A 20,275-nucleotide genomic window follows, 5' to 3' on the forward strand; every position below is an offset into this window, starting at 1 on the left:
CGGATCCGGAATAATCGTCCGGCGGTCAATCTCCTAATTGCGAATGATTGTAAAGAGCATTAGCATATTAGGCATAGGCATGGAATTTTGGAGTGGCCGTTTGCGTGACTGACCATGAACTCATCCAATGTGCGCAGGAGACCCCGAACCACTGTTCATGGCTGCTCGCTGCCGATGGCAACGCGCCCGAATATCATGTGCGCGTGGCCTTGCCGGACGCGGTTGAACCCCGTGAAGGCTGGCCTGCGCTGTTTGTTCTTGATGGCGAGTGCCTGCTGGGCACCTTTGCCGAAGCCATTGGCCGACTGTCGCGCCGCGGTGATGCAACCGGTGTCATTCCTGCCGCGATCATCGCCGTCGCAGCCGTCGCGCAGCCAGGCATCGACCACCGCAAGCGCGATTTCGCAACCCCCGCATCCCAATCCGCTGGCGACCATGCCGAAGCCGACCGCTTTCTGCGCTTGATCGAGGGCCCGATGCTTGCCTCGCTTCTGGCACGCCTGCCCCTCGATCCCGATCGTATCGCGCTGCTCGGCCATTCGCTGGCGGGCTATTTCGTTCTCCACGCAATAGGTTCGCCGTCGACCCCCTTCAGCCAGTTCGTTGCCCTTAGTCCATCAATCTGGTGGGATGCGGCGCATCTGCGCAGACGCATCGAGCGCATTGAACCGGCCGACCGCCGCGCGTTTCTTGCAGTAGGCGAATGGGAGGGCGCCCTGCCGCCTTGGCAAGTGGGACAGCCCCTGGCCGAATCGGCTCTTATGCGCCGACGCGAGCGGCAGATGATTGCCAATACGCAGAATATGGCACAGGCCCTTGTGGCAAGGCTGGGTCCTCACGCCGTATCCATGCGCCTGTTCGACGATGAGGACCACGCCTCGATGCTCACCCGCAGCGTGGCCCCGGCGCTTCGCTTCCTCACCGAAGGCTGGCGCACCTAGCCCACGAAGGCGCGTTCGAGCACGAAATCGCCAGGCTTGTTGTTCGCGCCTTCGACAAAGCCCGACCGCTCGAGCATTTCGGCAAATTGGCGGTTCATTTCCATCGACCCGCAAAGCATCACGCGGTCATCGGCCGGATCGAAGTGAGCCGGGCCAGTCACGTCGCGGAACAGGGTGCCATCCGCGATCAGCTTGTCGAGCCGCCGGTTGTTGTAGAAGGGCTCTCGCGTCACGGTTGGGACATAGTGCAGCTGTACGAGTGCCTCGTCCGCGACCAATGGGTCGGCTGCGAGATGGCTTTCCAGTTCTTCGCGATAGGCAAGGTCGGCCACGCGCCGCACCGAATGGGCGACGACGACTTCGCTATAGGCGGAATAGACGTCGGGATCGCGGATCAGGCTCAGAAACGGGGCAAGCCCGGTGCCGGTAGCGAGCAGGAACAGCCTGCGGCCCGGCCGCAGGGCATCGAGCACCAGTGTGCCGGTAGGCTTGCGACCAAGATAGATCTTGTCGCCCGGCTGGATATGGCAGAGCCGCGATGTGAGCGGGCCATCCGGCACTTTGATCGACAGGAATTCGACCTCCTCGGCATAACTCGCGCAGGCTATCGAATAGGCCCGCAACAGGGGTTTCCCGCTGGCGGGCAGGCCGATCATCACGAACTCGCCCGAGCGAAAACGGAAACTTGGCGGACGGGTGACCGCGAAGCTGAACAGCCCATCGTTCCAGTGATGCACCCAGAGCACCTCTTCCACGCTCAGGCTGTCGGTGGGTTCCATGGCAAAGTTCTCATGGACCATGATGTCGTTCATTTCGTTTCCAATCTTTGAATACTATCTAGCTTGGCTGCCGAGGCGAACGGCTGACGGAGGTAAGGAGAGGCGCAAGCCGTGTGAACGCACTCACCAGCGGGACCACCTTGGCTGGCGCGACAAAGCCCTCAAGCCGCCCCATCATCTGCCAGCGCGGACGCCAGCCAGCCTGATCAATGAGCGAGAGCAGAATGGCCTCATCCTCGGAAACCGTATCGCCTCCGATCACAAACGGTTCGATCTTGGCGTGGCGGACGATGGTCATGGCGATCTCGAAGAACGGCAGGGCCGTGATCATCCCACAGGCATGAAAGGCCGGCCCAACACGAGTGCAGCCGCACCCGGTCGTATCCATATCGAGCTGCCAACGCCGCGTGCTCCAGACCAGCAAGCTGTCGCGCGCGTCGAGTCTGGAAAGCGGACGATCGAGCCATTCATACATCGCGGCTGACCGGGCCTTGATCGCTGGCACCCCAGAGGGCGCTCCGGAGGGAGAGGGGGAGGCCTGAGAGCGCCTGCTGGACGATGCCTCGCAGCGTACCCTCCGCCATTCCAGGGGCTCGTACGCCCACCTTGTGGCCCGAACAGTCGAGACTCCGGGATATACGGTAAATCTGTTCTGCCAGGGTTGGCGCCATCGGGGCATGAACCAGATGGGACGCAAGCCTGCGAACCGACTCTTCGCCTTCCCCGTTGTGGGCTTGCGAGTGCGCTAATGCTTCAAGCAATAGCGCTTCGTGGGCCGTTATGGTCTCGCGATCGCGCTGCCCGAAATAGATCGACGTCTGCGCGTGGCCAGAAATGGTGCGCATCATGCGGTGAAAAGATGCGGCCACCTGCTCCACGCGGTAGGCAGTAAAGGCCCTGTCAATCGTCGCACAGACGCAGCGGCGGCTTTGCGCACCGATGACCCACTCCCGCATCGCCGAGACAAGGAAGTGCGCACCGGGCTCAAGGCGATCAAGCCGACATCCCGCAAAATCAGACACGGATCGGCTCCTCCGTTGTAAGAAGGCGCTCCTGATTCAGTTGCGCAATCATCTGTGCCAACCGGGCGCATTGCGGCCAGCATCCTTGGGCAGCTTCCTCGCTGGCGGGGCGCCATTGCGAACATCGGCCATAGATAGATACCGAAGTCACTGAAGCTGACCGGGTCTGTGCAGGAATTGTCATGTCCATCGCCACCTCTATGGGCACCCATACCCACTAATGCGATTAACTTGCAATAGCATTTGTATGAGCGCGAGGAGCGTTTTCCTCGTCCCTCTTTCCAACGCGGTGGTTCTAATGTGGGGCGGGTGCGCTGAACCTACGCAACCTTTCCACTGCTGGAGGTCCCCTTGTGGGCAATTGTCGCCGACGTGCTCCCCTGATCGTTACCATTCAGAGGTAGCGTCTCGCTCCTTCTGCCCTGCCACCCAACCTCGGACCACTCGGGTCTGGAGTTTCCCGCCTTTCCCAGATCCGGTGGCCTGGTTTCACCGGCTGAGTTTGACAGCATGATCGGTGGGATATTCCCGATCGCGCTGTGCGGTCGCTCTTCGTTGTAGTGTCTACGCCAAGCCTCCAGCTTTTCGCAGGCGTTTTGCAGATATCCTTGATACCATTATTCAGAAAGGCCGGATCAGTACGGCGGGATTGGTAATGTTAGGTCGAACGATCAAACTGCAAGGCTGAACGTGCCCTGCGGATCGTCACCTGCCAGTCCTGCCGGACCACGTCGATGATCTCACGCTTCCGATCCGGCCTCAGAGCTCTCGCTTGATGACATTCTGCAGCATCTCGCGATCCAGCGTCAGGTCAGCCACGATCTTCTTCAGCCGGCCGTTCTCGTCTTTCAACTCACGCAGCCGCCGCATCTCCGATGGCATCAACCCTGCGTATTTCTTGAAGTGGGTCACCTGGCTTATGCCTGCCTTGTGGCAGACCTCCGCCACAAGCGTCGCAAGCGGCGATATTGTAAAGCTTCTTAGGGAGATATAGGTAATGCCGGACTGCCTTGGAAGGCCCGGTGGCGGAGACGGAGGGATTCGAACCCTCGATACCCCGATAGAGGTATGGTTCCTTAGCAGGGAACTGGTTTCAGCCACTCACCCACGTCTCCGGACCCAGCGGCAAGCCCGGCCCTATAACCGCGCCTCGCCAACGCATCAAGACCGCGCAACACCTAAATTTCACCGCGCGCGGTCGACGGCACTGCCCGCCCACTTACCGATTCGGTTCACCGCAAAAGAGACTCGCCTTGCCGCGCGTTCATTGCCGCTTCAGCCGCCGGGGATTCTTGTGCGAGCCACGGAAGATACACGCGCAATTTGAAGAGGGCGCCACCATGAACATCGCCATTGTCACCCGCTGGGCGGGCCTTGTCGCCGCGAGCCTCGCGCTTGTCGCGGCCCCGGTCAGCGCGCAGCAGATCGAGACGGTCGACCCGAACCTCGTGATCGACGGCGACCTCGAAGGTGAAACGACCACTCCGCAAGTCCCCGCCGACAACGGCGATGGATGGATCACGCCCGAATACGACACCAGCACCCAATCGCCGGAAACGCCGCGCCCCTCGCTCGACCTGCCGTCGAGCCGCTATGACAGCCTGCCGGAAGACAGCACGACGACGACCGCGCCCGCCACCACTGCGGCCAATGACGATACCTATGCCGAAGACGACCTGATCGGCGCCGCTGAAGGGCTATTCGGGAAGGGCGCCGAAGGCCTCGCACGCTTGATCGAGGATATTCTCGCCAAGCAGGGACAGCCCAATGGCTATATCGTCGGGCGCGAAGGCGGCGGGGCGTTCATCGTCGGCGTGCGCTATGGCTCGGGCACGCTGCACCACAAGATCGAGGGTAACAAGCCGGTCTACTGGACCGGCCCGTCGATCGGGCTCGATGCGGGGGCCAATGCCGCCAACACCTTCGTGCTGGTTTACAACCTCTACGACACCGAAGAGCTGTTCGAACGTTTCCCGGCGGGCGAGGGGCAGGCCTACTTCGTCGGCGGGTTCAACGTCAGCTATCTGCGGCGCGGCGACATCGTGCTGATTCCGATTCGCGTCGGCGCGGGTCTGCGGCTCGGGATCAACGCGGGATATATGCGTTTCAGCCACAAGCAGCGCTGGTTGCCGTTCTGATCGCAAAACGGCCTTGCCCTTGACGGCGGTGAACGGCAAAGGGCGGCCACTATGCTCGACAGACTCGACCAACAACCGCCCGACGCGCTGCTTGCGCTGATCAAGCTCTACGACGCCGACCCCCGGCCGACTAAGATCGACCTTGGCGTGGGTGTCTACCGCACCAGCGATGGGGCGACGCCCGTATTCGGCGCGATCAAGGCTGCCGAGCAGCGGCTGGTCTCGGAGCAGCCGAGCAAGGCTTACCTCGGCCCTGAGGGCGACATGGGCTTCGTCAAGGCGCTGATCCCGCACGTGTTCGGCGAAGCGGGCGATATGGGCGGCCGGATCGACGGTATGCAGACTCCCGGCGGCACCGGCGGTGTGCGTATCGCGGCAGGCCTCGCCAAGAAGGCGGGCGTTGCCAAGGTGCTGATGGGCACCCCGAGCTGGCCTAACCACGCGCAGATTTTTGCCGATCTCGCGATGACTGTCGAAGGATTCGACCATCGCGCGGAAGACGGAAGCGCCAACATGGATGCCCTGCGCACGGCGCTGCAGAACGCAGGCAAGGGCGACGCCGTCCTGCTGCACGGCTGTTGCCACAACCCGACCGGCATCGACTATACCCCCGCGCAGTGGGACGAGATCGTCGACCTGCTGGTCGAGCGCGAGATCCTGCCAATCGTCGACCTCGCCTATCAGGGCCTGGGCGATGGGATGGAAGAAGACGCCTATGGCCTGCGCAAGGTTGTCGCCTCTGTGCCGGAAGCTCTGATCGCCTACAGCTGCGACAAGAACTTCGGCCTCTATCGTGACCGTGTCGGTGCGTTCTATGCGCTCGGCAAGACGGCTGACGACACGGTGCGGATCATGTCGAACGGCTGTGCGCTGGCGCGTGCCAACTGGTCGATGCCGCCCGATCACGGGGCTGCCGCCGTGGGCCTGATCCTGAACGACAAAGCGCACACCAAGCAGTGGTTGGATGAACTCGACTCGATGCGCGCGCGTATCGGCGAAGTGCGCAGCCAGCTTGCCGCCGCCGGCAAGGCGGGCTCGGTCGACCTTACGCCGCTGGGCGAGCAGAAGGGCATGTTCGCTATGCTTCCGCTCGACAAGGATCAGATCGGCGCGCTGCGCACCGATCACGGGGTCTATATGGCGGGCTCGGGCCGCATCAACGTGGCGGGCCTGACCAGCGGCAATATCGGCAATTTCGTGAAGGCGCTGGAGGCGGTTGCCGGTTAAGCACCCGCGTTCGCGCGCAGAGCCTGCATCCGCTGGAGGTAGCGGGCGATGGTGTCGATCTCGAGATTGACGCTCGCCCCCTGCCGAAGTTCGCCGAGCGTGGTGACATCGGCGGTGTGCGGAATGATGTTCAGCTCGAACTGAACCGAGCCGTCGGGCGTGTCGCTCACTGCATTGACCGTCAGCGACACGCCATTGACCGTGATCGAGCCCTTCGCGGCGATGAATGGCGCAAGGCTGGCGGGGGCGGCGATGGTGAGGCGGGTTGAATCGCCGTCGGGCCGCCAGTCCGCCAGCGTGCCCACGGCATCGACATGGCCGGTAACGATATGTCCGCCCAGTTCGTCGCCCAGCCGCAGCGATGGTTCGAGGTTGAGCTTGGCTCCCTTGGTCCACATGCCCGGCGCGGTGCGCGAGACGGTCTCTCCCGAAATATCGACCGCGAAGGTCATAGCGCCTTTGGTGCCGCTCTTGGCGACGACGGTGAGGCAGACGCCAGAACAGGCGATGGAAGCGCCGATATCGAACGTGGCGGGATCGAACGGGCAGGCGATGACTGCACGCAGGTCGCCGCGCTGCTCGACGCTCTGGATAATGCCGATGGCGGTGACGATGCCGGTGAACATGCTCGCTTAGATCCCTTCGTTGCGGGCGCGGGCATAGACTTCGAGTCGGTCGCTGCCAAGTTGGCGCGATCCGGCGAAGGTCCAGCGCCCGTGGGCGTGGGCCAGAGAGCCAAGGCCGATGTCGGCAATAGCGGGGAGGCCACCGCCGATGAGGATCGGCGCGCGGTAGATCAGTAGCCGGTCGACAAGGTCGGCGCGCAGGAAGCTTGCCGCCGTGGCCGCACCGCCCTCGACGAACAGGTAGCGTACTCCGTCCATGGCGGGGATGTCGGCGGGCGAGGCGAGCTTTTGCCAGCCAGCCGGGACTTCGCCCGAGGTCAATGCCCAGCGGGAAGGCGAGCGGTCTTCCAGCCCCGGCAGGCGCACGTCCAACCGGGGATTGTCGGTGCGCAGGGTGGTGCCGCCGACGAGGATCGCATCCGCGCGTGCCCGTTCGCGGTGGCAATGCGCACGTGCTGCCTCTCCAGTGATCCACCGACTCTCGCCTTGCGCGGTGGCGATGCAGCCATCGAGCGACAAAGCGAGCTTCAACGTCACATGCGGGCGGCCCAACGATAGCGCACAGGCATGGCCTTCAAGCCCCATCGCCGCCGCGCTGCTGTGCGTTTCGGTGACGGCGATTCCCGCCTCGCGCAGACGTGCAGCTCCCTTGCCGCAGGTGCGTGGATCGGGGTCTGCCATGCCTATCACCACCCGCGCGACCTCCGCAGCCACGATCAGGTCGGCGCAGGCTGGCCCGCGCGCTGAGACATGGGCACAAGGTTCGAGTGTGACATAAAGTGTGGCCCCGCGCGCCTCATCACCCGCTTCGGCAAGCGCAACAGCCTCTGCGTGGGGGCGGCCGCCCGCCTCGGTCCAGCCGCGCCCGACCACGCGGCCATCGCGCAGGATCAGCGCGCCGACCCCGGGATTGGGGCTGGCCACAGGTCGCGCGCGCTCGGCCAGCGCGGCAGCGGCAGCGAGCCAGCGCGCGTCGTTAGCCGGCGGCACGTGCGCAATATTCCTCGACGCTCTTGGCGACCTCTTCCTCGCTCGGCCCCACTTCGCCTGCCGCCTCGGCAGCGGCACGGGCGGCGGCCTGTTCGGCCTCGATCTCGGCCTGCATTTCTTCGACGTCGATGAAGGTCGCCCGGCCAAGCGCGGCATAGGCTTCCTTGCGCGCCTCCTCCTGCTGTTCGAGCTTCGCCTCCAGTTCGTCCTTCAGCTTCTGGTTGGCGCAGTTCGAGGCGATGATCTCGGCATCGGTGCGGTTCTCGTCGAGCGTCGAGATGTAGACAACCTCGGGCGGGACAGGGGCGATGCGCACGCTCTTGGGGATGAACAGCATGAAGATGGCAAAGGTCATGGCCATGGCAATGCCGAGGATATGCCAGCGGTAGGGCGTCTCGGCGCGCCATTGGGAGGCGAAGTCCTGCGCCGCGTGCTTGGGCGAAATCCGACGGAAAAAGCGTTTCATGCCCGTCCTTGATAGGGCCTTTGCCGCAAGACCGCCAGTACCCCGCGCTTAGACGAAAGCAGCGTAGAGCTTCGGTCCTTCGGCCTTCAGCCAGTGGTCGGCGGCGCGGACGTCGCCTTCGAACAGGCGGGCCAGATGCGCGTGGAAGGCGGGCGAATGGTCGAAGTGGGCGAGGTGGGCCACCTCATGCGCGACCACCGAGCGGCGCACGAAGTCGGGCGCCATCGCCAGTCGCCAGTTGATGCGGATCGTTCGCCCATTCTGCCGGTCGCCCGAGCACGAGCCCCAGCGCTTGCGCGCGCGCGACAGGCCGAGATTGGGCAGGGCCTCCTCCGCACGCGCGCAATAGAAGGCAAGGTCATCGCCTGCCAGCCGCAGGGCCTCGCCCTCTAACCAGCGCTGGACTCGGGCTTCGATCCGCTCTTGCGGGCCGCCCAGCAACAACGCGCCATCGTCGGGCACCGGGTTGCGCGGAAAGGTCTTGTCCCAAGCGATCCGCAACGTGTCGCCGCGAAAGGCGATGGTGCTGCCGTCTATTACCGCCACCGGAGGGACAGCCTTGGCGAGCTGCGCCGCGATCCAATCATGCCGGGCATGGGCGAAGGCGAGCGCGTCCGTCGTGCGCGCCCAGGTCGGCATGGTGATCCGCACCTCGTTGCCATCGCGCGCCAGCCGCATGGTGAGGCGGCGCGCATGCTTGAGGCGGCGGATGGCAAGCGGCAGGGTGCGACCGGCGATCTCGATCTGCGGATCGTCGAGCGGGTGAGCCTGACGATTGCGCAGCCAGTCGATCATTCCTCGGGCCAGTCCACAATATGGTGCTCGATCGGCCCGGCTTCCGTCTCGCTGATGCAGCGCCCGGCGACACATGCGCCTGAGGCGATCATGGCATCTTTGCTGCCGGTCAACAGCGGGTGCCATCGCGGGATCGGGCGATCATCGGCGCGGCGCTTGTAGGCGCAGGTTTCGGGCAGCCAGGGCACCTGCGCTACCAGCTTGGGGGTCAGTCGCAGGCAATCGGGCACGAAGGCCTTGCGGTGGGCATAATCGCTGCACCGCGCGGTGCCGGTGTCGAGCAGCTTGCACGCGACGTTGGTTTCAAGGATCGCGCCTGAGTCCTCGTCCTCCAGCTTGTGCAGGCAGCAGCGGCCACAGCCATCACACAGCGCCTCCCACTCGTCGCGCAAGAGGCTGGTCAGCGGCAGTTCCCAGAAACGGTCCCTTAGCGCACCCATTTGGCCAGTTCCGCGGCGACTGCCTGTCCCTGGTCCTTCACATCGACCGGCATCAGGGCGACGGGATTGCCCTCAGGGTCCATCAGGTAGGCGGCGTTGGAGTGGTCCATCATGTAACCGCCGTTCTCGTTTACCTCGCCCTTGGCGAAATAGACCGAATAGGCGTCGGCGGCGGCCTTCACCTGTTCGGGCGTGCCGGTGAGGCCGATCAAGTCGGGCGAGAAATTGGCGGTGAACTCTGCCAGCACCTCGGGCGTGTCGCGCTCGGGGTCGATAGTGATGAAGAGCGGCTGCACGTCCTTAGCGAGATCGGGATGCTCGGCGGCATACAGCTTCAGCCCTTGCCCGAGCCGCTGCATATCGAACGGGCAGACATCAGGACAAAAGGCATAGCCGAAATAGACCACCTTCCACTTGCCGTCATAGTCCGACGCGTGAACGGTCTTGCCGGTCTCGTCGACGAGCGTGAAGTCGCCCCCGATCGAGGAGCCCCAGAGCGCGCCCTGTTCGAGCGGCGGCTGGCCGGGGCCGCAGCCAGCGAGCGGCGACAGGGCAGCAAGGGCGAGCAGGAGCGGGCCTAGGCGTCTGGAGGCGAGGCGTGCCGGAAGTATTGTGGGCATGACGAGGGGTTCATGCTCTGCTAACGCGCCACAGGCAAGAGCCGGATGCCACGAAATGCGCGGCTTTTGCGCAGAAGCTTGGTGCAGCAACAGGAGGACGGCGTGGCGCAGCCCGCTTTTCGCAAATTCATTATCGTGCTTGCAGCCCTGGTGCTGGGCGCGGTTCCCGCTTCGGCGCAGATGTATTCCGATGGCTACAAGTTCCTCCAGGCGGTGAAGGACAAGGATGGCGACGTCGCCACCTCGATGCTCAACGAGCCCGGCTCGACCGTGGTCAACGCACGCGATCTCTCCACCGGCGAAACCGCCTTGCATTACACGGTCCGCCGCCGTGACAACACGTGGACCGGCTGGTTGCTGCAGCAGAACGCCAACCCGAATATCGCAGACAAGCAGGGCGTGACCCCGCTTGGCCTCGCGATCCGGCTGAACTTCCTCGAAGGGGTGGAGACGCTGATTGCCGGTGGTGCGCGCGTCGATGAGACCGACTTTACCGGGCAGACCCCGCTGATTTCCGCCGTACTCTCGCGTAATGGCGAACTGGTCGAGGTCCTGCTCAAGGCCAATGCCAATCCCGACAAGACAGACAATGCCGGCCGCAGCGCGCGAGACTATGCTAGCGAGCGCGGCGCAGAACGGATGCTGATGCTGATCGAGGAGCACGACAACGCCGCCGATGCCGATCCCGATGATGGGCGCATCTACGGGCCGAGCTTCTGATGGGCGCGGCTGCTGATACGCTGGAACAGGCCGGTTCGCTGGCCGATGTGCGCATCGCGCTGGCTCCGGCGCTGGCGCAGGCGGCGGTGTTCGACGGCTGGACCGAGGCGGCGGTGCATGCTGCGGCTGAAGCCGAGGGCGTCGATCCGGCCGTGGCCCGGCTGGCCTTCGCGGGCGGCCCGATGACGATGATCGAGGCTTTCGTCGCCGCGACCGATGCCGCGATGCGGACGCACTTCGCCGATGGGCGGCTCGGCAACATGAAAATTCGCGACCGTATTGCTGCGCTGGTGCGGTTCCGGCTCGATCAGGCCGCCGGGCTCGAGGAAGCGCTTTCGCGCGCGCTGGCAATTCAGGCCATGCCGACCAATGCCCCGCGTGCTTTGAAGCTCGGCTGGAGCAGCGCCGACGCCATGTGGCGGCTCGCCGGTGACACCGCGACCGACTACAACCACTACACCAAGCGCGCGATCCTAGCATCGATCTATGCCGCCACGCTGGCCGTGTTCATCGAGGACCAGAGCGAGGGCAAGGCCGAGACTCACGCCTTCCTCGACCGGCGGATCGACGGGGTGATGAAGTTCGAGAAGGCAAAGGCACAGCTCACCAGCAAACGCGAGCATTTCGACATTGTCCGCTTTCTCGGGCGCTTACGCTATCCGCAAAGCTGATCTCGATCAGTCTTAATGACAATCAGTTGCAGCAGCACGGCGGTTCTGGCACGGGAGCGCTTGTGGATACGCAACTGACACTAGACCAGATCGCTCCCGGCGCCCGCGCCGAGATTACTGCCGTTGACTGGGATGCACTTGCGCCCGAGGAAGCCAAGCGCCTGCGGGCGCTGGGGCTCGACGAAGGGGCGAGGGTGGCCGTGGCCCATCGCGGCATTTTTTTCGGCAGCGATCCCATGGCCATCATCCTTGGTCGCACTACGATAGCCATTCGCCGCGCCCATGCGCGCGCCATGCAGGTGAAGCACCCATGAGCCGGGTTCCCGTTATCGCCCTGGTCGGCAACCCCAATGCCGGCAAGTCCGCCCTGTTCAACGCGCTCACCGGCGCGCGCCAGAAGATCGCCAACTATCCGGGCGTGACGGTGGAGCGCAAGGCAGGCCGCGCCGCGCTGCCTTCGGGCCAGCCGATCGAGCTGGTCGATCTGCCCGGCTCCTATTCGCTCGATGCGGCGAGCCCCGATGAGGAAGTGACCAGCCAGGTCGTAATGGGCCGCTTTCGCGGTGAAGCCATGCCCGAGGTGCTGGTGGTGGTGGTCGATGCGGCCAACCTCGAACAGCATCTGGTCTTCGCGCAGGAGCTGATCGCGCTGGGGCGGCCGGTGGTGGTGGCGCTCAACATGGTCGACCTTGCCGAACGCGACGGGCTGGTGCTCGATCCGGCGGCGCTGTCGACGGCGCTTGGCGTGCCAGTGGTGCCAACAGTGGCCGTGCGCAAGCGCGGGCTCGATGCGCTGCTGGCCGAGATCGAGAAGGCACCGCAGCAGGATAGTTCGCTGCGCCACGAGGTGGCCGAGCTGAGCCTGCCCGAACGGCGTCTCAACGCGCACAACATGGCTGCGGGAGCGATCCTGTCGGAAACGGTGGCGTACCGCTGGCACTCGCGGCTCGACAAGGTGCTGCTGAACCCCTGGGCCGGGCCGGTTATCCTGCTCGCCTTGCTGTTCGTGATGTTTCAGGCGGTGTTCGCCTGGGCCGATCCGTTCATCGGACTGATCGAAGGCATGATCGAGACGATGATCGGCTTCGTCGAGGCCACGGTGCCCGCTGGCATCCTGCAGGATTTCCTGACGCAGGGCGTGCTGAGCGGAGTCGGCTCGGTGATCGTGTTCCTGCCGCAGATCATCATCCTGTTCGCCTTCATTCTGGCGATGGAGCAATCGGGCTACATGGCGCGCGCTGCCTTCCTGATGGACCGGCTGATGGCCTATGTCGGCTTGTCTGGGCGCAGCTTCATTCCGCTGCTTTCCAGCTTTGCCTGCGCCATTCCCGGCATCATGGCAACCCGGGCGATTTCCGACCCGAAGGACCGGCTGACCACGATCCTGATCGCCCCGCTGATGACCTGCTCGGCGCGATTGCCGGTCTACGCGGTGATCATTGGTGCCTTCATTCCTGCGCGCAGTGTCGGGCCGGGCATTGGCCTGCAGGGGCTGGTTCTGTTCGGGCTCTACCTGTTCGGCATCGTTGGCGCGATGCTGGTGGCGCTGGTGTTGCGCCGTACGGTGACCAAGGGCGCAGCGTCTGGCTTCATCATGGAAATGCCGCGCTATCAGGTGCCGCCGCTGCGCGATTTGCTGATCGGCCTGTGGCAGCGCGCGTTTATCTTCCTGCGCCGCGCAGGCACGATCATCTTCATGGCGACTGTGATCCTGTGGGTGCTGTTGAGCTTTCCCAAGGCGGATCCCGGCGAAAGCCAGGTCGAGGCGAGCATTGCCGGCCATATTGCCGATGGTCTGAACGTCGTGATGGAGCCGATCGGCTTCAACCACGAGATCAGCCTCGCGTTGATCCCTGCCATGGCGGCCCGCGAAGTGGCGGTTTCCGCGCTGGCGACCACCTATGCCATCGACGGTGACGAGGATGAACAGGCCGCAGGGCTGACCGAAAGGCTGGCTGCGAACTGGAGTCTGCCCACGGCACTGGCGTTCCTCGCCTGGTTCGTGTTCGCGCCGCAGTGCCTTTCGACCATCGCCGTCGCTCGTCGTGAGACGAATGGGTGGAAATGGCCCGTTGTCATGTTGGCCTACCTGTTTGGTTTGGCCTATGTCTTCGCCGGAATCACCTATTGGGGCGCGGTCGCCCTGGGATTGTAGCGAAGGATAGTTGGCAAATGGCGGGAAGCCTCAACAAGGTAATGCTGATCGGGAACCTGGGCGCCGATCCCGAGGTGCGCACGTTCCAGAACGGCGGCAAGGTCTGCAACCTGCGCGTCGCCACGTCGGAGACGTGGAAGGATCGCAACACCGGCGAGCGGCAGGAACGCACCGAATGGCACACAGTGGCGATCTTCAACGAAGGTCTGGCGGGCGTTGCCGAGCGGTTCCTCAAGAAGGGCTCGAAGGTCTATCTCGAAGGCCAGTTGCAGACCCGTAAGTGGCAGGACCAGAACGGCAATGACCGCTATTCGACCGAGGTCGTGCTGCGCGGCCCCAATTCGGTCATGACCATGCTCGACGGTGCGTCCGGCGGCAGTGGCGGCGGCGGTGGCGGAGGAGGCTACGGCGGCAGCTCGGGTGGTGGCGGCTATGGCGGTGGCGCGCGCAGCGGCGGTGCGGCCAGCCAGGGCGGCTGGAACCAGGGCGGCGGCGGCCAAGGCGGCAATGCGCCTGCCAGCGGCGGCTCGAACTACGACGATCTCGACGACGACATCCCATTTTGAGTCGCGCCGTCTTGTTTCGCTGGCTCAGTCTTTCTTGAGCTGAGCCAGCGCTTCGGCCAGCGCGCCGCCCTTGGCCGGATTGTCGAGCCCCTTTTCGCTGCGGACCTTGTCCGCATTGGGGCCGGTGGCGAAGGGATCGATGGCCAGCACAAGGCTCTGCGCCACCGCTTCGCCCAGATCGAAGCTGGTTCCGTCATAGGGCAGGGCGTCGAGATCTTCGGCTCCCAGCTCCACCTCTTCCGCCTCGTAGTCGGCCCAGTCTTCCTCGGGCACGAATCGCAGCGAGAACGCGTCTTCGATCGCGACAGGCAGATCGTCGCCACTCACAGCGCAACTCTGCACTATGTCGGCACGAAGGTTGCCGCTGGCGAGCACATCGTCACCTGCAAGATCAAGCACGATATCGGCCTCCAGCCGTAGCACCGAGACCAGCCCGAAACGCTTGGCCAACGCCTTGCATTCGGCTTCGCTCGCGCCGATTCGCACCGGGGCCTCGCCGACCGAGCGGCGATCGACGATGCGGGAAAATTCGGGAGCGGCGTTGTCGCCTTCGCTCATGGTCGCACCTTTCCGGCCAGCAAGGCCTCGTCTGTCTGCGCGGCAAGGTCGGCATGGAGGGCGCGCGTGCGCACGGCGAGTTGGAAGGGCTTCTTCTCTTCGTCCGCCAGCCGCACGTTGCGAGCGAGGATAACCGCCAGCGTCGCATCGCTTTCGGTCATGGCCTCGCGCAGCGCGCCCATGCGGCCGCCCAGCGCGCTCATGATCTTGCCCATGCGCTTGCCCACCATAAGGTCGCCCACGCCCGTTTCGCGCAGTTGCCGGTCCATGTCGGCGACGAACAGCTCGGTCAGCCGCGCGGTTTGCGGGGTAAGCTCAGGGCTCTTTTCCATTCGGAGCAGCACCAGCGACAGCACCAGCGCGATCATGTCGAAGCGCCCGTCGACAGTATCGGCCACGCCGCAGTCGGCATACCACTCGCATTCGCGGCTGACGATCACGATATCGTGCCACAGCGGGCGCAAAGCCTCGCGCGGGTCCGCGTTGGGCTTGAGAAGGCGGGAAATGAGCGACATCTTCGGTGGACAAGTCCTATCGTTAAGCCATGGTTCAATGCGCGAGCCGCACCCGGTGGCCCCGGCTGCCATTGCGCAAGCGGGCAGGCTTGCTTAAGGCGCTGTTGCATCCAATAGAGTAACCGCCGGGGCGCTGGCAATCGCGCGTGGTGACAAAGGAAGTGAGACTTATGGCAGGGTTGTTGCGAGCAGGTGGACGGATCGGCATGGTCGCCACGCTGGCAGTGCTGGCCTCGGCTTGCTCCTCGATCACCAATCATCGCGGCTACATCATCGACGAAACGCTGGTCGCTTCGGTCGCGCCGGGGCTCGACAACAAACAGTCGGTACGCGGTACCCTGGGCGAGCCGACCATGGTGAGCGAGTTCGGCGATCCGATCTGGTACTATATCTCCAGCCGCACCACGCAGGCGCCCTTCACCCGTCCCCGGATCGATGAGCATACTGTGTTTGCGGTCCACTTCGATGCGGCTGGCACCGTTACCGCGGCTGATCGCACCGGGATCGAGCAGGTTGTCCGCCTCAACCCCGAAAGCGACGAGACACCGACGCTGGGCCGCCATCGCGGCTTCCTCGAAGACCTGTTCGGCAATATCGGCACGGTCGGCGCGGGTGGTCTTGGCGGCGGCGGCGCGGGTAGCTGATCGCAGACGCTTGCAGGCGGTGGGTATCCTGCCCATATCCGCCGCATGAGTGACGATAGGGCGAGCCACGGCCTGATCCAGTGGCACGGCACCACCATCATCGGCGTGAAGCGGGGCGAGCAGACCGTGATCGCGGGCGATGGGCAGGTTTCCATGGGCAACACCGTGATGAAGCCCAATGCACGCAAGGTGCGCAGGCTGGGCGAGGACGGCAAGGTCATCGCCGGATTTGCCGGCGCGACTGCCGATGCCTTCACCCTGTTCGAACGGCTCGAAAAGAAGCTCGAACAATATCGCGGCCAGCTTCTGCGCGCTGCGGTGGAGCTGGCGAAGGACTGGCGCACGGACAAGTATCTGCGCAACCTCGAAGCCCTGATGATCGTGGCCGACAAGGACACGCTGCTGGTGCTGACCGGCAATGGTGACGTGCTCGAGCCCGAGGGCGGGATCGCGGCAATCGGCTCGGGCGGCAACTATGCGCTCGCCGCCGCGCGCGCCGTGGCAGATTACGAGGACGAGGCCGAGGCAATCGCCCGCAAGGCGATGGCGGTTGCGGCAGATATTTGCGTCTTCACCAATGGCAACGTGACGCTGGAAAGCGTTTAGTACTTACCACCGTTCGTGCTGAGCTTGTCAAAGCACTGCTTTTCTCTGGGCCCGCGCGCCGGATTTGAAGAGAAGTGCAGCCCTTCGACAAGCTCAGGGCAAGCGGATTTCCTGATCGGGACCAAACACATGGACAACCTCACCCCCAAGGCGATTGTCGCCGCGCTCGACGAGCACATCATCGGCCAGAAGGAGGCCAAGCGCGCGGTTGCCGTGGCGCTGCGCAATCGCTGGCGCCGCCAGCGCCTGCCCGATGACCTGCGCGACGAGGTCACGCCCAAGAACATCCTGATGATCGGCCCCACCGGCTGCGGCAAGACCGAGATCAGCCGCCGCCTCGCCAGGCTGGCCGAGGCGCCCTTCGTGAAGGTCGAGGCGACCAAGTTCACCGAGGTCGGCTACGTTGGCCGCGATGTGGAGCAGATCGCGCGCGATCTGGTGGAAGAGGCGATCCGGCTGGAAAAGGATCTGCGCCGCGAGAAGGTGCGCGAGGCGGCCAGCGGGGCGGCGATGGAGCGGCTGCTCAACGCATTGGTGGGCGATGGCGCGAGCGAGGCGACCCGCGCCAGCTTCCGCGCCCGCATCGTCGAGAACGCGATGAACGACACCGAGGTGGAGATCGAGGTGGTCGACCAGCCCAACATGCAGATGGACATCCCGGGCATGGGTGGCGGCGCAACCATGATCAATCTTTCCGAAATGATGGGCAAGGCCCTCGGTGGTCCGCCCAAGAAGCGGGCCAAGCTGAAGGTGCCCGAGGCATGGGACCGGTTGGTCGACGAGGAAGTCGAGAAGCGCACCGATTCGGACGATGTGGCGCGCGTGGCGCTTGCCAATGCCGAGACCAACGGGATCGTTTTCCTCGATGAGATCGACAAGATTGCGGTCTCGGATGTGCGCGGCGGCGGTTCGGTCAGCCGCGAAGGCGTGCAGCGCGATCTGCTGCCGCTGATCGAAGGCACCACGGTCGCCACCAAGTATGGCCCGATGAAGACCGACCACGTGCTGTTCATCGCCAGCGGGGCGTTTCACGTCTCCAAGCCGAGCGACATGCTGCCCGAATTGCAGGGCCGCCTGCCGATTCGCGTCGAGCTACGCAGCCTCACCGAAGAGGACTTCATCGCCATCTTGTCGGAAACGCGGGCCAATCTCGTCACGCAATATAGGGCCTTGCTCGGCACCGAGGACTTGCAGGTCGAACTGGGCGAGGAAGCCATTGCCGAGATCGCGAAGATCGCCGCGCAGGTGAACGAAAGCGTCGAAAACATCGGCGCGCGGCGCTTGCAGACGGTGATGGAAAAGCTGTTCGAAGAGCTGTCGTTCGAAGCCGAGGACCGCAAGGGCGAAAGCGTCACCATCGATGCCGCCTATGTCCGCGAGAGGCTCGGTGAGCTGGCAGGCGATGCCGATCTCAGCAAATATATCCTGTAAGGGGTAAGCCATGGCCAGCAGACCACCCGAGGGCGCGCTGCCCTATCGCTTGCTCACCGGCAAGGACGACCGCGCCTTCTGCGAGAAGGTCTCCAAAGCGCTCGAAGAGGGCTGGGAGCTTTATGGCGAGCCGAAGCTTAGCTACGACTGGTGGCGCGGCCAGACCAGGTGCGCGCAGGCAGTGGTCTGGCCGGGCTACGAACCCGGGAACTAGGCCCTATGGGTGCGGCGCGAGGCCGATCTCGACGCCAGTCTTGTCGGTCAGTGCGAACTTGTCGACGAGGTCGGCGCTCGCTTCGTTGAGGCCGACCACCTGCACGCTGCGCCCATGGCGGCGCATCCGTTCGACCACCTTGTCGAGCGCGCCCACCGCCGAGATATCCCAGAAGTGGGCCTTGGTAACGTCGATCACAACATGGTCGGCGGCGTCGGCATGGTCGCCCTCGGGGCCGAGCTGGGCGTAGAACCGGCTGACCGAGGCGAAGAAGATCTGCCCCGTCACCCAATATACGGCCTTGTCGCCTTCGCGCACCCGCTCGACCTTGAACATGCGCTGCACCTTGCCGGTGAAGAAGATGCCCGACAGCAGCACGCCAGCGACCACGCCGAGCGCGAGGTTGTGCGACCAGACCACGATTGCCACCGTCGACAGCATCACCACGCTGGAAGGCCAGGGGTGGTGGCGGATATTGGGAATCGAGTTCCACGAGAAGGTGCCGATGCTGACCATGATCATCACCGCCACTAGCGCCGCCATCGGGATCTGGCCGACAACAGGGCCGAGCAGCGCGAGAAGGATCAGCAGGGTGAGGCCGGCGGTGAAGGTCGAGAGCCGTCCGCGCCCGCCGCTGGTCACGTTGATCACCGACTGCCCGATCATCGCGCAGCCGCCCATGCCGCCGAAGAAACCGGTCACGAAGCTGGCAATGCCCTGGCCCGCCGTCTCGCGCCGCTTGTCGCTTTCGGTGTGCGTCATGTCGTCGACGATCTGGGCGGTGAGCAGCGATTCGAGCAGGCCTACCGCTGCCATGGTCAACGCATAGGGGGCGATGATCTGCAGCGTCTCCCAGGTGAAGGGCACCTGCGGAATATGGAAGAACGGCACGCCTTCGGGCAGCTCGCCCATGTCGGCCACGGTGTTCACCTCAAGGTCGAGCCCGATGGTGATGAGCCCGATCACGATGATCGCCACCAGCGGGCTGGGCACCACAGTGGTGAGGCGCGGAAGCAGGTAAATAATTGCCAGCGCCCCGGCGACGAGCGGGTAGGTGATTATCGGCACGTCGATCAGCTGCGGCAGCTGCGCCACGAAAATCAGGATCGCCAGCGCGTTGACGAAGCCGGTGATGACCGAGCGCGACACGAACTGCATCATGAGATCGAGCCGCAGCACCGATGCCACGCCCTGGATCACTCCCATCAGGATGGTCGCGGCAAACAGGTATTCCACCCCGTGATCGCGCACCAGCGGCACCACCACCACGGCCACCGCGGCGGTGGCGGCCGAGATCATGCCCGGCCTGCCCCCGGTGAAGGCGATGACCATGGCAATCGTGATCGAGGCATAGAGGCCCACGCGCGGATCGATGCCCGCAATGATCGAAAAGCCGATCGCCTCGGGAATGAGCGCGAGGGCAACGACGATCCCGGCGAGGATATCGGCACGCGGCTGGCCGAGCCAGTCACGCCGGAGCGTGGCAGTGTTGAGCATGGGGCATGTCCGTTTGCTGGGGGCACACCGGATCGGCGCGCCGCTTCAGTCAGAACTGCGCGCCTGCCTTATTGCGCGCCGCAATGCAAGGCGTGGCCCATCCGGATCAGCCCTGTTCGGGGTACCAGAACACGTCGTGACACGACTTGCAGCTGGGCTGAAGATCGTTGACCAATTGGGTGACCCGGGCCGCATCCTGCGCCTGCGCGGCCAGCAACAGCTGCGCGGTCTGGGCGCGCATTGCGGTCGCCATGGCGCGGAAAGCCTGCGGCGAAGTATCGAGCCGCTGCTGGATTGCGGCAAGGTCGGTGCCTTCGGGCGCTTCGGTCAGCTCGCCATTCGGATCGGCTGCCACGAAGCGCTCGGCCCCGGCCATTTTCGCGGCCTGGATATCGAGGTTGGCGGCATGGCTCTTGAGCGCGGCCCAGGTGTCGGCGGTCATCAGCGCGGGGTCGAAATTGCCTTCGTCGTCCATCACCTCGACCTGCATGTCCCAGATCGCGGTGATCGGCGGGTTGATCTGGTCCACCATGCCTTCGCGCACGAAATAGGTGTCTGGGATCGTCGATGCCTGATCCACCGTCGCGCAGGCAGCCAGGGCCAGCGCAAGACCAGAGATTGCCGTTGCCCGCCGTGACCATATCTGCATTATCC

General features: G+C 64.4%; 26 protein-coding genes, 1 tRNA gene and 1 pseudogene. 12 read left to right on the forward strand and 16 right to left on the reverse strand.

From position 1 onward, the window contains the following. Nucleotides 1–104: 104 nt before the first annotated feature. Nucleotides 105–941, forward strand: coding sequence for an alpha/beta hydrolase (locus ABDJ38_RS11730; RefSeq protein ID WP_346785284.1), 837 nt, complete (start codon nucleotides 105–107; stop codon nucleotides 939–941). Here the strand turns inward: ABDJ38_RS11730 and ABDJ38_RS11735 are convergent. The 6 genes and pseudogenes from ABDJ38_RS11735 to ABDJ38_RS11755 all read right to left on the reverse strand — a co-directional run bounded on the left by ABDJ38_RS11735 (nucleotide 938) and on the right by ABDJ38_RS11755 (nucleotide 3,857). Further along, nucleotides 938–1,753, reverse strand: a complete 816-nt coding sequence (locus ABDJ38_RS11735) for a ferredoxin--NADP reductase (protein ID WP_346785285.1) — start codon at nucleotides 1,751–1,753, stop codon at nucleotides 938–940. The two genes, ABDJ38_RS11730 and ABDJ38_RS11735, sit on opposite strands and share 4 nt — an antisense overlap. Nucleotides 1,754–1,778: 25 nt before the next feature. Next, nucleotides 1,779–2,195 (reverse strand): hypothetical protein, encoded by a 417-nt coding sequence (locus ABDJ38_RS11740; RefSeq protein WP_346785286.1) that lies wholly within the window; start codon nucleotides 2,193–2,195, stop codon nucleotides 1,779–1,781. Beyond that, entirely contained in the window at nucleotides 2,188–2,742 is a 555-nt protein-coding gene (locus tag ABDJ38_RS11745) for a hypothetical protein (protein WP_346785287.1), read from the reverse strand. Before ABDJ38_RS11745 ends, ABDJ38_RS11740 begins: the two co-directional genes overlap by 8 nt. A 320-nt stretch (nucleotides 2,743–3,062) precedes the next feature. Continuing rightward, complete coding sequence (locus tag ABDJ38_RS16975; RefSeq protein ID WP_429771111.1) at nucleotides 3,063–3,344, reverse strand: integrase core domain-containing protein; 282 nt, start codon at nucleotides 3,342–3,344, stop codon at nucleotides 3,063–3,065. Next, nucleotides 3,335–3,690 (reverse strand): annotated as a pseudogene (locus ABDJ38_RS11750) (IS3 family transposase); the annotation flags it as partial. The gene ABDJ38_RS16975 and the pseudogene ABDJ38_RS11750, both read right to left, overlap by 10 nt. Nucleotides 3,691–3,765: 75 nt before the next feature. Further along, nucleotides 3,766–3,857 (reverse strand) — tRNA-Ser (locus ABDJ38_RS11755). Nucleotides 3,858–4,082: 225 nt separating this feature from the next. Between ABDJ38_RS11755 and ABDJ38_RS11760 the strand changes: the two genes are divergently transcribed. Together ABDJ38_RS11760 and ABDJ38_RS11765 are read left to right on the forward strand one after the other, a co-directional pair. Continuing rightward, nucleotides 4,083–4,880, forward strand: a complete 798-nt coding sequence (locus ABDJ38_RS11760; RefSeq protein WP_346785288.1) for a DUF1134 domain-containing protein — start codon at nucleotides 4,083–4,085, stop codon at nucleotides 4,878–4,880. A 51-nt stretch (nucleotides 4,881–4,931) separates the two neighbouring features. Then, nucleotides 4,932–6,107, forward strand: coding sequence for an amino acid aminotransferase (locus tag ABDJ38_RS11765; protein WP_346785289.1), 1,176 nt, complete (start codon nucleotides 4,932–4,934; stop codon nucleotides 6,105–6,107). Here ABDJ38_RS11765 and ABDJ38_RS11770 read toward each other — a convergent pair. The 6 genes from ABDJ38_RS11770 to ABDJ38_RS11795 are packed head-to-tail and all read right to left on the reverse strand — an operon-like array spanning nucleotide 6,104 to nucleotide 10,044. Continuing rightward, on the reverse strand, nucleotides 6,104–6,733 hold the full coding sequence (locus ABDJ38_RS11770) for a riboflavin synthase (protein WP_346785290.1): 630 nt from the start codon (nucleotides 6,731–6,733) through the stop codon (nucleotides 6,104–6,106). The genes ABDJ38_RS11765 and ABDJ38_RS11770 overlap by 4 nt on opposite strands. Nucleotides 6,734–6,739: 6 nt before the next feature. Next, on the reverse strand, nucleotides 6,740–7,723 hold the full coding sequence (gene ribD, locus ABDJ38_RS11775; RefSeq protein WP_346785291.1) for a bifunctional diaminohydroxyphosphoribosylaminopyrimidine deaminase/5-amino-6-(5-phosphoribosylamino)uracil reductase RibD: 984 nt from the start codon (nucleotides 7,721–7,723) through the stop codon (nucleotides 6,740–6,742). Then, nucleotides 7,710–8,189 carry a hypothetical protein gene (locus tag ABDJ38_RS11780; protein WP_346785293.1) on the reverse strand — a complete coding sequence of 160 codons (480 nt, stop codon included), beginning with the start codon at nucleotides 8,187–8,189 and terminating at the stop codon, nucleotides 7,710–7,712. Before ABDJ38_RS11780 ends, ribD begins: the two co-directional genes overlap by 14 nt. Nucleotides 8,190–8,237: 48 nt before the next feature. Further along, nucleotides 8,238–8,984 carry a M48 family metallopeptidase gene (locus ABDJ38_RS11785; RefSeq protein WP_346785294.1) on the reverse strand — a complete coding sequence of 249 codons (747 nt, stop codon included), beginning with the start codon at nucleotides 8,982–8,984 and terminating at the stop codon, nucleotides 8,238–8,240. Beyond that, a complete protein-coding gene (locus ABDJ38_RS11790; protein ID WP_346785295.1) occupies nucleotides 8,981–9,424 on the reverse strand; it encodes a YcgN family cysteine cluster protein in 444 nt (147 codons plus the stop codon). Before ABDJ38_RS11790 ends, ABDJ38_RS11785 begins: the two co-directional genes overlap by 4 nt. Next, nucleotides 9,412–10,044: an SCO family protein gene (locus tag ABDJ38_RS11795; RefSeq protein WP_346785296.1), complete on the reverse strand. Its 633-nt coding sequence runs from the start codon at nucleotides 10,042–10,044 to the stop codon at nucleotides 9,412–9,414. Before ABDJ38_RS11795 ends, ABDJ38_RS11790 begins: the two co-directional genes overlap by 13 nt. A 102-nt stretch (nucleotides 10,045–10,146) precedes the next feature. On the opposite strand from ABDJ38_RS11795, the gene ABDJ38_RS11800 reads away from it, so the two are divergent. The 5 genes from ABDJ38_RS11800 (at nucleotide 10,147) to ssb (ending at nucleotide 14,156) form a co-directional block, all read left to right on the forward strand. Beyond that, the gene (locus ABDJ38_RS11800) at nucleotides 10,147–10,764 is read left to right on the forward strand and encodes an ankyrin repeat domain-containing protein (protein WP_346785297.1); all 618 of its coding nucleotides are present in this window, start codon (nucleotides 10,147–10,149) and stop codon (nucleotides 10,762–10,764) included. Next, nucleotides 10,764–11,435: a COQ9 family protein gene (locus ABDJ38_RS11805; protein WP_346785298.1), complete on the forward strand. Its 672-nt coding sequence runs from the start codon at nucleotides 10,764–10,766 to the stop codon at nucleotides 11,433–11,435. The genes ABDJ38_RS11800 and ABDJ38_RS11805 overlap by 1 nt, the downstream gene beginning before the upstream one ends. 74 nt (nucleotides 11,436–11,509) lie before the next feature. Next, nucleotides 11,510–11,749 carry a FeoA family protein gene (locus ABDJ38_RS11810; RefSeq protein ID WP_346785333.1) on the forward strand — a complete coding sequence of 80 codons (240 nt, stop codon included), beginning with the start codon at nucleotides 11,510–11,512 and terminating at the stop codon, nucleotides 11,747–11,749. Continuing rightward, complete coding sequence (gene feoB, locus ABDJ38_RS11815; RefSeq protein ID WP_346785299.1) at nucleotides 11,746–13,590, forward strand: ferrous iron transporter B; 1,845 nt, start codon at nucleotides 11,746–11,748, stop codon at nucleotides 13,588–13,590. The genes ABDJ38_RS11810 and feoB overlap by 4 nt, the downstream gene beginning before the upstream one ends. A gap of 17 nt (nucleotides 13,591–13,607) precedes the next feature. Next, nucleotides 13,608–14,156, forward strand: a complete 549-nt coding sequence (gene ssb, locus ABDJ38_RS11820) for a single-stranded DNA-binding protein (protein ID WP_346785300.1) — start codon at nucleotides 13,608–13,610, stop codon at nucleotides 14,154–14,156. A gap of 24 nt (nucleotides 14,157–14,180) precedes the next feature. On the opposite strand, the gene ABDJ38_RS11825 is transcribed toward ssb, so the two are convergent. Together ABDJ38_RS11825 and ABDJ38_RS11830 are read right to left on the reverse strand one after the other, a co-directional pair. Then, nucleotides 14,181–14,714 (reverse strand): YceD family protein, encoded by a 534-nt coding sequence (locus ABDJ38_RS11825; RefSeq protein WP_346785301.1) that lies wholly within the window; start codon nucleotides 14,712–14,714, stop codon nucleotides 14,181–14,183. Further along, a complete protein-coding gene (locus tag ABDJ38_RS11830) occupies nucleotides 14,711–15,229 on the reverse strand; it encodes a ubiquinol-cytochrome C chaperone family protein (protein ID WP_346785302.1) in 519 nt (172 codons plus the stop codon). The genes ABDJ38_RS11825 and ABDJ38_RS11830 overlap by 4 nt, the downstream gene beginning before the upstream one ends. Before the next feature lie 170 nt (nucleotides 15,230–15,399). On the opposite strand from ABDJ38_RS11830, the gene ABDJ38_RS11835 reads away from it, so the two are divergent. From ABDJ38_RS11835 to ABDJ38_RS11850, 4 genes are all read left to right on the forward strand, one after another. Further along, a complete protein-coding gene (locus ABDJ38_RS11835; protein WP_346785303.1) occupies nucleotides 15,400–15,873 on the forward strand; it encodes an outer membrane protein assembly factor BamE in 474 nt (157 codons plus the stop codon). A 45-nt stretch (nucleotides 15,874–15,918) separates the two neighbouring features. Next, nucleotides 15,919–16,479, forward strand: a complete 561-nt coding sequence (gene hslV / locus ABDJ38_RS11840; RefSeq protein ID WP_346785305.1) for an ATP-dependent protease subunit HslV — start codon at nucleotides 15,919–15,921, stop codon at nucleotides 16,477–16,479. 129 nt (nucleotides 16,480–16,608) lie between these two features. Then, entirely contained in the window at nucleotides 16,609–17,910 is a 1,302-nt protein-coding gene (gene hslU / locus ABDJ38_RS11845; RefSeq protein ID WP_346785306.1) for an ATP-dependent protease ATPase subunit HslU, read from the forward strand. A 10-nt stretch (nucleotides 17,911–17,920) separates the two neighbouring features. Continuing rightward, nucleotides 17,921–18,124 carry a DUF1737 domain-containing protein gene (locus ABDJ38_RS11850; protein ID WP_346785307.1) on the forward strand — a complete coding sequence of 68 codons (204 nt, stop codon included), beginning with the start codon at nucleotides 17,921–17,923 and terminating at the stop codon, nucleotides 18,122–18,124. Between the two features lie 3 nt (nucleotides 18,125–18,127). Here the strand turns inward: ABDJ38_RS11850 and ABDJ38_RS11855 are convergent, their stop codons facing one another. After that, nucleotides 18,128–19,621, reverse strand: a complete 1,494-nt coding sequence (locus tag ABDJ38_RS11855) for a SulP family inorganic anion transporter (protein WP_346785308.1) — start codon at nucleotides 19,619–19,621, stop codon at nucleotides 18,128–18,130. Nucleotides 19,622–19,727: 106 nt separating this feature from the next. Next, nucleotides 19,728–20,270 (reverse strand): cytochrome c, encoded by a 543-nt coding sequence (locus tag ABDJ38_RS11860; RefSeq protein ID WP_346785309.1) that lies wholly within the window; start codon nucleotides 20,268–20,270, stop codon nucleotides 19,728–19,730. Nucleotides 20,271–20,275 lie beyond the last annotated feature (5 nt).

This window comes from Aurantiacibacter flavus (genome assembly GCF_039710615.1).
Classification (GTDB): Bacteria; Pseudomonadota; Alphaproteobacteria; order Sphingomonadales; family Sphingomonadaceae; genus Alteraurantiacibacter; species Alteraurantiacibacter flavus.